The following is a 12,748-nucleotide window of genomic DNA, read 5'->3' as shown; positions in this document are numbered from 1 at the left end:
TGACCAATGACTAATGACTAATGACTAATCACTTCACCCACACGGTTTTGACATTTACAAACTCATGTATACCTTGGATACTCAATTCTCTGCCATATCCAGAACGCTTAATACCACCAAAGGGCAATCGGGGATCGGATTTGACCATACCGTTGATAAATACGGCACCTGCTTCAATTTCCTCAACCAAGCGATCGCTCTCTTGGTTATTGGTTGTCCAAGCACTTGCACCTAAGCCAAAGGGTGAGTCATTAGCGAGTTTAATGGCAGCATCGATATCTGGAACCCGGAATAACAAGGCTACTGGGCCAAAAAATTCTTCTTTTGCAATTGGTGTGTCAGACGGGATATCTATGATAATCGTTGGCGGATAAAAGTTCCCTGGACGATCTGATAAAGGATGTCCACCGGTGAGGACTTTACCACCGCTGCTGATGGCACTTTGCACTTGTTGGTTTAAATCCTGGAGAATGCCAGGTGTAGCCAGTGGGCCTAAATCGGTATCTGGTTGCATGGGATCGCCTACTTTCAGCGTCTCAAATTTTTCTAAAAGCAATTTTTCAAATTTGTCTGCGATCGCTTCTGCGACAATAAAACGTTTTGCTGCAATACATGATTGCCCGTTATTCAACATCCGCGCTGTAGTTGCTGTGACAACTGCTGTCTCTAAGTCAGCACTTTCTAACACAATAAACGGGTCACTTCCTCCCAATTCCAAAACTGTTTTTTTGATTTGTTTGCCGGCGGCGACGGCGAGGGATATGCCTGCTGGTTCGCTTCCTGTCAAGGTGGCAGCTTTTACCCGTTCATCAGCCATTAAATCGGCAACTTTAGCAGCGCCGATTAACAGAGTTTGAAACGCGCCTTCAGGAAAACCTGCTCGTCGGATAATATCTTCAATTGCCAAGGCGCACTGTGGCACATTGGAAGCGTGTTTGAGTAAGCCGACATTTCCTGCCATTAGTGCCGGTGCGGCAAAGCGGAACACTTGCCAAAAGGGGAAATTCCACGGCATCACCGCGAGGATTGCACCCATTGGTTGATAACGTACAAAACTCTCGCTGGCATCAGTTTTTACACTGACATCAGCCAAAAAACCAGCGGCGTGTTCGGCATAGTAGCGACAGACGACGGCACATTTTTCGACTTCTGCGATCGCAGCTTTAAAAGGCTTACCCATTTCCAGAGTCATTAACTTAGCAAATTCTGCTTTGTCTTGCTCTAAAATATCAGCAGCCTTTTGCAGCCAGTGCGATCGTTGAGAGAAACTAGTCTGACGATACTGTTCAAAAGCCTGATTAGCCAAATCGAGTTTAGCGGCAATTTCTGCATCATTGAGCGCCTCAAAGGTTTTGAGCGTCTCCCCAGTGGCGGGATTAATGGTGGCGATCGCCATTACCTAACCTCCCGTTAAAAAATAGCTTGACTGTTGGCTTCCTAGTGTTACACAGATCAATTCTGGAAGCTACACCCAAATTTTAGTCTTTTAACCAAGAATTAGTTGCTGAATATTACAATTTCGCAATTATTTTGGAAATAAAATATACAACTTGACTATGTATTTATGTTGATAAATTTGTCATTAGTTATTAGTCCTTTGTTAGGTGTTTTTCAAATACTCATGCCCAATACTTCTCTACGAGAACTGCGCCCTAAGCGTAGCTATGCCGCAGGCTTTACGGCTCCTTTCGACTTCGCTCAAGGCAAGTCGCTTAGTACAAATTAGGACTTACACAAAACTACACGCTGTAGGGGCAATTCATGAATTGCCCCTACCTAAAAATCAGGGTTTCAGCTATTGTTTGCATAAGTCCTGCAAATGACAAATGACAAATAACTAATGACCAATCATTGTTGGTACTGGCTGCAAATTTGTCTGATAAACCTTTACTAATCGATCAATACCCTTGAAACGATAATCTCCCATTTCCTGGAAGTCTGAGGGTTGTGAAAGCATTTTATGGGTGGCTTCACTAATCACGCATTCACTAGGGGGACAAACTGCTTCCATACGAGCCGCAAGATTAATTGTCGCGCCTAATGCCGTATAGTCTACCCTTTGGGAACTACCGACATCTCCCACAACAGCCTTACCGCTATTAATTGCAATACGTAATTGCAGGGGTTCGTGCCAAAAACCATTGGCATTAAGATGTTCGAGACGAGTGAGCATTCCCTTGGCAGCAGTAACAGCGCGATCGGCGTGATCTAGTTGTGGTTCGGGAGCGCCAAAAAATGCCATGATACAATCGCCAATATACTTATCTAAAGTGCCGCCGCAAGTAAAAACTTCTTTGAGCATTTCTTCAAATAAATTATTTAATAATTTAGCGATCGCAGTTGGTGTTAACCGTTCAGAAATTGCCGTAAAGCCAACTAAATCCGCAAACAAAATACTGATTTCGCTCTCGGCGGGAGCTAAACGACCACCCGGTAATCCGCCTACAGAGATTAACTGTTGTACAACTGCGGGAGAATGATAGCGTTCTAGTCGGTGACGAATCATCTCTTCAGTTTTGAGTTTCTCTACCAGTAGCCAACGCTGCACGCTCGAAGCTACAAGGTTTGCTAAAGCTGAAAAAAAGCTCAGTTCTTCTTCACCTTCATTTGCCCAATGGTAAGAAGAAAGATTGGCGTCGGCATACAGTACGCCCACAACTTTATTTTCATCCCATAAAGGCACTGCCATCGCGCTGCGAATGCCTTTGACCAAAATACTCTGTTCACTAGCAAACCGTTCATCTTGATGAGTATCGGCGGTTTGAATGACGACTTTTTCTTCAAATACCTTTTGACAGATACTTCGACTAATCCAACTACCATCAGAGGCGAGATTTTTTTGTTGGGAAGCGTTTCTAGTGGCAGCATTCACTAATTCCAACTGGCCGCAACCATTGACATCAATTAATAATGCCAAGCGATCAATACTATCAAGGTAACGAAAAACTACTTGCTGCACCTGAGAAAAAATTTCTTCTATAGACGCCGCCGCACAGAGATTTTTCGCTATGTCCACTAAGTCTTTGAGACGGGCAATAGTTTTGTCTTTATTGTTGATGTTGCCATCTTTGCTATCAGCGGCGATCCATTGCTGTTGTAATTGTTCAACATTGTGAAGAATTGTTCTTTGCTCATTATTTTCCGAAGTTCCGAGATATTCAGGCGTCGGTTGAAAAACAGGGCTTGTGAGCAGCACTACCAGGCTAACATTGCCCAGCCAAATGATATCGCCGTGATGTAACTCTTGGGGAAAGTTAACAAGATATTTATTGACTTGCGTCCCGTTTTTGCTGCCCAGATCCTCAATAGTCCACACACCGTCAGCCGTTTTCACCAGGCGAGCATGGTTGCGGGATACTCCAGCAAAAGGTAAGTACAAGTTACATTCGGGCAAACGACCAATTGTAAATATATCTTGTTCAACTGCGATCGTTGTCTCGGTATCTCCCTCTTGTAGGCGTAGCGTGAGTTCAGTCATGAGTGTGATAGATCCATTGAGGCTAGAGGTGCAAAGCTGTGAGGTAAGTTATACCCTACAGGTTAACCTTCACCTTTTCTTTATGACACTGTTAACTGCATTCCGACAACTGTATGTGACAGATATTACATTGAATGAGGCAATTTTGCTGGAGGTTCAGTTCAGAGTGTTTGATCCCTTGGTGAAGAGGAGCCACCAAATTTTCAATTTTGTCAGCCAGACCAGCGCGGTAAGTTCTCCTGCCTTTCTTGATAAAACCTTCAGAAAGGGAGCACATCTATCATTGGTATCAACTTAAGCCAAAACCCAGCTATCATCTAAGATTGATTGTGATCTGAGCAGAAAGGCTGTATAATTTTGCCCTATCTATTTTAAAGCTTGATGCGAGAAAACTGCGATAACGCATTAGGCGCGAGAGGAGTGACTGGTCGATAATCTTTACTCACAAGAAAATCTGGTCGGGGATTTTGAACTGGTAAGGGAATATTTTCAATACTATTATAAGTAATAATCACAGTAGAACGCCCAAATGGAGATATATTATTAGATGAAGCATGTACAATATTGCTATCAAAAAATAATACGGAGCCAGCTACAGCTTTTATCAACGTAATTCCATACTTTGATACTAAATCAACAACTAATTCCTGGCTCAGAGAATACTTCAAATTAGCACTAAAACTTGATACCCATGCAGGGTTATCACCAGAACTATTAGTATTTGTATTTTTCACTCTAGGATTATCAGCCGTAATATCAATCATCTCTTCTTTGTGGGAACCAGGGATAACAAATAGCGGCCCATTAAACTCGTTCATATCATCTAAGAGACACATAGCATTGACTACTTGTGGTCTTGGCATTCCATCCTCCTTACGCCAATAGATATAGTCTTGATGCCATTTCCAAATATCACCAGTAAATGCTGCTTTAAGATTTACTTTGAATTGATATATATATACTTGATTGCCAACTATTTGCATAGCAGGCTCAACAATGAATGGATGTCGCGTTAGGCAATTGAAAACATCATTGTTACTATGTGAACCGTGAAGTGAACGTATAGTTTTACCATCTTTCTCAAGAATCTTATTTGGTGAGTTTTCTGTAGATAAAGCAGATAATTCTGCTTTCATCATTTCGACTTCAGTCCGAGAAAAGTATTCTGATAACAAAATAAATCCTTGGCTTTTGTAGATTGATAATTGTTCTTCTGTTAAGTACATACTAAACTCTTGAATTTATGAACAATTAAAATTTAACTCTTTTGAAATTTAGGGACATTGCGAGGAACACTTAAATGGTTTGAATCATTTTTGATGGGTTAAATTACTCAAAACGCTTAAAAATATTCAGAAATGTTTTAAGCATTACTTAATAATACTTATAAAGCTTTAATTTGATTTTTAAAATATACGTATTAGCATGGCAAGGCTCAAATATTGCAATTGCAATATTTGCCAGGCAGTCCAGTAGGGTGCGTTATGCTTCGCTAACACACCCTACATGTATTTAAAAAATCAAATATTATTTCTAAATAGCTAAATTCCTCAAAAAAATTGTCTACTATACAAATTCTGTATTTAAAAATCCGCTATTTTGGAAATAAGCTAAATATTTACTGATTAATTCAGTATCCATTGATGGATTGGAGATGGAAGTATCAGCAATTGCCTCAAGGGTATTGCGACAGTCTAAATCAGGAGTGTTTTGATATAGTTGCCATGCAGTCACCCCTTCATGGACTTTTTCAGTTAACATGGGGATGAGAGGAAATAACGAATTTTCTTGAGAGTATCGAGCTTGATTAATTAAATCAGTTGTCCATTCTTCATAAGACACTTTTTTCAGATGGTATCCACAAGTTGATATCAGTTCAAATAATCTAGTTAAATCTATATTTTGCGATGCCAAAGGAACTATATGAAATGCCTTTCCTAAAGATTCTTTCATTGTAGATATTTGAACAATAGCTTTACTGGCATAATCAACAGTAATTAAATCTTGTTTTTGATTCACTAAATCGGGAAAACTCCCTAATTGAATACAACCTTTGATCAATCTAGATATGTAGTCATCTGTATTAGTTACACCAGTATGCGGATGACCCATTAAAAATCCCGATCTAATAACTGTTATGGGGATACCTCTAGATTTCGCAATCCAAACAAGTTTTTCAGCTACCCATTTACTTTGTATATAACCAATATCTTGATAAAGATAAGTTTCACTACGATCAATATCATCGTCCTCATAAAGGACGTTAAATTTATTAAAACAAGCAATTGTGCTAAAAATAGCAATTGTTGAGATGTAGTGTAGTGGCTTAAGTTGACCATGACATGCCAATCTCAGAACTTCTTGAGTGCCAAGAACATTTGCCGCCTTCATTAGAGAATATGGTTTAGCAAAGCCGACTTCAGCACCACTGTGATAAATAACATCAATCCGCTCTGCTAGCCTCTCAAATTGCTCTGAAGAAAGTCCTAGATGATGCTGATCTAAATTTCCTGGTATTGCAATAATTCTTGAGCTTTGGTTTGCGTCCCATATTAAATATTTTTCTAGGTTTTTCTGCAACCTTCTCAAACCTTCACTTTCATTATCAGCACGTACAAGGCAATATATTTTCGCCTCTGTTTGCTGCAACAATTCATGTAGTAAGAAAGCACCGAGAAAGCCGGTAGCACCTGTTAAGAAAATATGCTTTGGCTGACTGATATCTTTAGCAAGCACTCCTTGGGGATAGATGTTTGAATCAAGTACGGCTTCAGCTTTGAAACTAATAACATTATTGAGAGCAGCATTTCCTTCGTGATCTAATTTCTCAACTATCTGGCACAGTCCTTCTATAGTCTGCTGCTCAAAAATACATCTTACAGGCATCTGTACTTGAAAAGTATCTCGCACATATATCATTAACTGCGCTGCTAATAGGGAATTACCGCCAAGTTCAAAGAAGTTATCTTGAATACCCAGATTATCAATGCCAAGTATCTTAGTCCAGATACCGACCATTTTTTCCTCAGTAGGAGTACGAGGTGTAATTAATGCTACTTCTAGAATGGGTCTGGATTGATCGGGAGTAGGTAATGTTCGACGATCTAACTTCCCACTGGGTGTTAGTGGTAACTTCTCTAAGCATACAAAAGCTGTAGGTAACATATATTCTGGTAGCTTTTGTTTGAGAAAGTGGCGGAGTTCTAATGTAAATTGGCTGTCATTCTCATATTGTTGATTTGGTACTACGTAAGCGACCAAACGCTTTTGTCCAGGTACATCTTCCCGATCTATAACAACACTTGTCTTGACAGAGGGATGTTGTGCTAGTAAAGCTTCAATCTCTCCTAGTTCGATTCGGAAGCCGCGAATTTTTACTTGATGATCGATACGACTGAGATATTCGATATTGCCATCTGGTAGATAACGTGCTAAGTCACCTGTTTTATAAAGGCGATCGCATTTTGAATTCTCAAAGGGGTTGGGAATGAACCGAGCATCTGTAAGATCCAAGCGGTTGAGATAGCCACGTGCTATACCAATACCACCAATATAAAGTTCTCCAGGCACACCTATAGGAACAGGTTGTAATTGAGAATCCAATAGATACATTTGACTGTTAGCAATCGGTCGTCCAATGGGGGGCAAAATCGACCAATCTGTAGGTGAATTTGTGAGGGTAAAGGCAGTCACGACATGAGTTTCAGAAGGGCCATAGTGGTTGTGGAGAGTACAGTTAGGTAATTGGCGAAATAAATGTGCGATCGCATCTGTAATGCGTAACTGTTCTCCAGCCGTAATCACTTCGCGTAAACTACAGGGTACTATGCCTTCTATCCTTGCCATTTCAGCTATTTGTTGCAAAGCGACATACGGTAGGAACAAGCGCTCAATCCCTTCTCGGTTCAGAAATTGCAGCAGTTGTGTGGGTTCACGCCGCATTGATTCCGAAATTAATACCAATGTCCCGCCTGTAGTTAAGGTGGCAAAAATTTCTTGGAAGGAAACATCAAAGCTAATCGGCGTATATTGCAGTGTTTTGCTGCCAAAGCCAACTGTGGAAGTTTCCGACTGCCAAGCAATTAAGTTGACTAAGGGACGGTGCGGCATCGCTACACCTTTTGGTTTGCCAGTAGAACCGGAAGTGTAGATAACATAAGCTAAATTGTCAGGATGGATATTAATATCCAGGTTATCTTGGGCTTGAGTAGCAATATCTCCCCAGTCTCTATCTAGACAGACAATACTAGCTTGATGTTCGGGAAGCTGCTCCAATAAACTTTGTTGGGTTAATAGCACTGTTACTTGAGAGTCTGTCAGCATTAAGGATAAACGCTGCTGTGGATAGGCGGTATCTAGAGGCACATAAGCTCCACCGACTTTGAGAATCGCTAATAGAGCTACGATCATCTCTAGCGATCGCTCCACACAAATCCCTACTAATACATCCGGCCCGACACCTAAAGTTTGTAAATGACGGGCTAATTGATTGGCTCTGGCATTCAATTCGTGATAAGTTATTTGCTGTTCTGCAAAAATTGCTGCTACAGAATCAGGCTCACGCTCTACTTGCGCTTCAAATAGTTGGTGAATGCAACTTTGCTCAGGGTAATCTGCTTGAGTTTGATTCCATTCCACTAATAATTGTTGGCGCTCAGTAATTGTTAAAAGGGGTAAATCTGCAACTTTCTGATCGGGATTAGCAACGATACCTGCAACTAAAGTCTGAAAATTTTCCCCGATGCGAGAGATGGTAGCAGCATCAAATAAATCGGTACTGTACTCAAACCAACCACTAATCCCATCTGGTGTTTCAAATAATTCTAAGAACAGATCGAACTTGGCTGTGCCATTGTGTTCTAAGCGATGGTTAATGGTCATACCAGAAAGTTCTATCGCTGGTATGGGTACATTTTGCAGAGCAAAGCCGATTTGGAACAGGGGATGACGGCTCAAATCTCGTTGTGGTTCTAGTTCCTCTACCAGTTTTTCAAAGGGTAGGTCTTGATGAGCATAAGCTTCTAAGGTCACTTCTCGCACTTGCTTGAGCAACTGGCGAAAAGTTGGAGAGTCAGAAAAATCACTGCGTAGTATTAAGGTGTTAACAAAAAATCCAATTAAATTCTCAATTTCCTGATAGTGACGGTTGGCAATTACCGAACCTACTGGGATATCTGCGCTACTCGTATAACGGAATAGCAATGTTTGGAACGCTGCTAGGAGCGTCATAAATAAAGTAACTCCCTCCTGCTGACTGAAGCGAGTTAGTGTCTCGCCGAGAGATTTGGAAAGGGCTAAAGGTTGACGCGTCCCGCGATAAGTTTGGATTGCTGGTCTGGGGCGATCGCTTGGTAACTGTAAAATGGGTAAATCTGCTAACTGCTGCTTCCAATAGTCTAGTTGCTCTGATAATACTTTTCCTTGCAACCATTGCCGTTGCCAAAGAGCAAAGTCTGCATACTGAATCGGAAGTTCAGCTAGGGGAGAAGGTTGACCATTAACGAAGGCTTGATATAGCAGTCTCAGTTCTCGGAAAAATGTACCGACAGACCAACCATCAAAAACAATATGGTGAATATTCAAAAGCAGTATATATTCTTCTGCACCTAACTGTAAAAGGGTGGTTCGTACTAGCGGCCCGTCATTGAGGTTAAAGGGTTGTTGGCACTCCTCAATTGTTAATCGCTGGATTTCTGTGTCTTTTTGCGAGTCAGACAGCAATCTCAAATCTATTAAATGCAGAGATACAGTTAGGGTAGGAGCAATAATTTGTACTGGCTGCCCATCTAAGAAAGTAAAAGTGGTGCGTAAAACTTCATGGCGGCGAATAATTTCGTTGACACTCTGTTCTAAGGCACTTAAATTTACTTGACCAACAAGGTGAAAAGTCTGCGGTAAGTTGTATAAAGGATTGCCGGGTAGGAACTGCTCAAGAAACCATAATCGCTGCTGGGCAAAGGAAAGAGGTAAGTTTTGGTTGCGCGTTACAGGTACAATCGCTTGAGTGTGCCATTCCAGATTTTGCTTAAGTTGTGTCTCGATACTTTCCGCCAAGCTGGCAATAGTAGGTGCATCAAATAAACCCCGCAATGGTAAATCTAATTGATAGGTATCTCGTATTCGAGAGATTACCTGAGTTGCTAGCAGTGAGTGTCCCCCAATCTCAAAAAAGTTATCGTAGACACTAATCTGCTCCAATCGCAAAACTTCCACCCAAATTTTTGCTAGTACTTCCTCAATGATGGTACGAGGTGAGACAAAATCTTGCTCCAGATTCCGTCCAGTGCGATCTGGTGCTGGTAAGGAACGACGATCTACTTTCCCATTAGATGTTAGTGGTAATGCATCTAAAATCACAAAACTGGAGGGCATCATATAATCTGGTAACTTCTGTTTGAGAAATTTACGCAGATTACTACTGACTGTGCGTACTTGCTCTGGAATCAAGCTACAGACAACATAACCGACTAAATATTTATTTCCAGGCACATCCTCACGCGCTATGACTACGGCTTCACGCACATCAGGATGCTGCAACAGCATTGCTTCAATTTCCCCCAACTCAATGCGGAAGCCGCGAATCTTCACTTGCTGGTCTATCCGACCCAGGTATTCAATATTCCCATCTGGTAAGTAGCAAGCTAAGTCACCTGTTTTATATAAGCGGTGCGATTTCGCATCAGGATTGAGAATAAAGCGTTCACTAGTCAGATCAGGTCGATTGAGATAACCCCTGGCTAAACTATCGCCACCAATATAAAGCTCTCCCGAAACACCGATAGGAACTGGCTTTAACTCTGCATTGAGGATGTAGATTTGGGTGTTAGCTATGGGACGACCGATAGACGGATAAGTTGGCCAGGAATCAGGATTTTGATCTAATGTCAAAGCTGTTACTACATGGGTTTCTGATGGCCCGTAGTGATTATGAAATGAGCAGTGTGGTAGCGATTTGAATAATTTGACAATGGCTGGAGTGATTTGCAGTTGCTCACCTGTAGTAGTAACTTCTTTTAAGCTAGTAAATAATTCCAATTGAGATACAGCCATTTCTGCCATTTGCTGTAATACGACAACAGGCAGGATAACTTTTTCAATCTCTTGACTCTGAATAAAGCGAGCTAAAGCTGTGGTGTCCCGACGCAAGTTTTCTGAGATGAGAAACAAAGTTCCTCCTGAAGACCAAGTAGCAAACATCTCATGAAAGCTGGCATCAAAGCTCAAAGAGGCAAATTGCAGGGTACGTACACCTGTTAATAGTGAGTTTAGATGCCATTGTAGTAAATTCACTAAAGGACGGTGAGCTAAACAGATGCCTTTCGGTGTGCCTGTGGAACCAGAAGTGTAGATGATATAAGCTAAATTCTCTGGTGTTACTTCACTAGAGGGATTTTCCTGACTGTATTGCTCTATCTTGTCCCAGTCGATATCTAAACAGATAATCTGCGCTTTGGTTTTGGGAAGCTCTGTTAATAGTTGTTGTTGAGTGAGTAGTATTGATACTTGAGTATCTTCAAGGATAAAGGCTAGGCGTTCCTTGGGATACGCTGAATCCATTGGTACATAAGCACCGCCACTTTTGAGAACTGCCAAAACTGCGATCGCCATTTCCAGGGTTCTCTCTACACAGATTCCTATCGGCATATCTGGTTTGACACCTAGCGAACGTAGGTAGTGTGCTAACTGGTTCGCGTGCTGATTTAACTCTCGGTAAGTGAGTGAAGACTGTTCATGCTTCTGTGTCTCTTTTAATACTACTGCTATAGCATCTGGCGATCGCTCCACCTGCGCTTCAAACAGTTGATGAACGCATTTATCTAATGCATAATCTTTACTAGTATTATTCCAAGTTTCTACTAATTCTTTCTGCTCAGTTTCTAGCAATATATTCAGTTGATGAAAATATTCACATCCTTGACTAACTTGATTTGCTATAAAAAGCAATCTCTCCAAAGAATTTATATCTGTAAAATATTTTTGATTATAAAATATTTCTATATCTAAACTATTACTGAAGTCATTAATGACAAGATGAACTTCATTGTCGGCAAAAGAATTGTGAACAGTTAATTTGGAAGATTCTTCAGTAAAAGGAATATTCAAAATACTGAAATTATAAAAATTATAGAAGAATTTTAAGTGTTCATCTTTTAAATAGGTTCTTTGCAAAAGAACTGAAATATTTTGTAAATTATCTATATTTTTACGATAGTTTTTTACGTATAAAAGATAATCGATTAGACTTGATTTATTGTCAATATTTACTTGAGGTATAATAATAGGCACTACTTGGTAAATGCAACCTAAAGTATTAAGCAATTTTTCATCTCTTTTCCCAAAAATATCGTAAAATACAAAATCTGCTGGCGCTTGTAAATATTTACTTAAATAAATGCCATAAATAGCCCTAAAAAATGTAGTAACACTACATTTATTTAATTGGCAATATTTTCTAATTTGTGCTAGTTCATTCCCAGTAATTTGGACTTTCCTTGATTTAGCCTTGTTTTCTGTTTCAGTTTTGATATAAGGCGTAACAGGGATAACCTTACGTAACGTTTCTAGCCAATACTGCTGAATCTCTGGAGTATCAAATCGAGCTACATCATCGTCAATAAAATCATGAAAAGAATAATCCTCAAAAATTTGAGGGTTATTGTCTATTTTTAAATCTTGGTAGACTTTTGCAACCCTTTCAAAGAAAACTTTCCCAGAATAGCCATCAAAAAGGATATGAGGCGCACCTAAAATAGCTGTATAGTTACCCTGCTTATCTTTGACTAGAACATTTTTAAATAGCTCACATTTTTGCAATTCTAACTTTATTTTAATCTTGTCTTCGATAACTTCTTGCAAACTAGTGAAAGAAATATGACTAACTGCTAAATCGATAAATTCAAAATTAACATCAGTATTATGATCTACAAACTGAAAAGGTTCTCCTTTATAAAAAACAAACCTAGTTTTAGTAGCATCATCTTTTTGGCATACTATTTTTATTGCTTGTTCCCAAATAAGTCTGTCTAGATTATGTGGTAAATTTACGGTAATTCCTAAAGTAAAAACAATGCTGTCTGGATGGAGCATATTATCCAGATATAAATCTCTTTGTGTCGTTGTCAATCGTGATATTTTTCCAATCCTGTTAGATTCAAAAGGCTCATCTAGTATAGTTCCTTTTACTAAAGCCATGAATATTTCATCAATTGAAATATTAACAACACTTGGAGATTGATAATTGTTAATAATCATAATTGTTTCAGGATTTTT

Annotated in this window: 4 protein-coding genes; all 4 read right to left on the bottom strand. The window is 39.9% G+C overall.

Annotated features, from left to right (window positions below):
• Nucleotides 1-28 precede the first annotated feature (28 nt).
• The 4 genes from ABF638_RS14905 to ABF638_RS14890 all read right to left on the bottom strand — a co-directional run bounded on the left by ABF638_RS14905 (nt 29) and on the right by ABF638_RS14890 (nt 12,730).
• A complete protein-coding gene (locus tag ABF638_RS14905; protein ID WP_435023470.1) occupies nt 29-1,396 on the bottom strand; it encodes an NAD-dependent succinate-semialdehyde dehydrogenase in 1,368 nt (455 codons plus the stop codon).
• Between the two features lie 441 nt (nt 1,397-1,837).
• Nucleotides 1,838-3,478, bottom strand: coding sequence for an adenylate/guanylate cyclase domain-containing protein (locus ABF638_RS14900; protein ID WP_435023469.1), 1,641 nt, complete (start codon nt 3,476-3,478; stop codon nt 1,838-1,840).
• A 371-nt stretch (nt 3,479-3,849) separates the two neighbouring features.
• Entirely contained in the window at nt 3,850-4,704 is an 855-nt protein-coding gene (locus tag ABF638_RS14895) for a phytanoyl-CoA dioxygenase family protein (protein ID WP_435023467.1), read from the bottom strand.
• Nucleotides 4,705-5,044: 340 nt separating this feature from the next.
• Nucleotides 5,045-12,730: an amino acid adenylation domain-containing protein gene (locus ABF638_RS14890; RefSeq protein WP_435023465.1), complete on the bottom strand. Its 7,686-nt coding sequence runs from the start codon at nt 12,728-12,730 to the stop codon at nt 5,045-5,047.
• Nucleotides 12,731-12,748: the final 18 nt, after the last annotated feature.

This window comes from Nostoc sp. CALU 1950 (genome assembly GCF_051172895.1).
GTDB classification, from domain to species: Bacteria; Cyanobacteriota; Cyanobacteriia; order Cyanobacteriales; family Nostocaceae; genus Nostoc; species Nostoc edaphicum_A.
The sequence above is the reverse complement of the archived record's forward strand: the minus strand, read 5'-3'. Positions and strand labels throughout refer to the sequence as shown.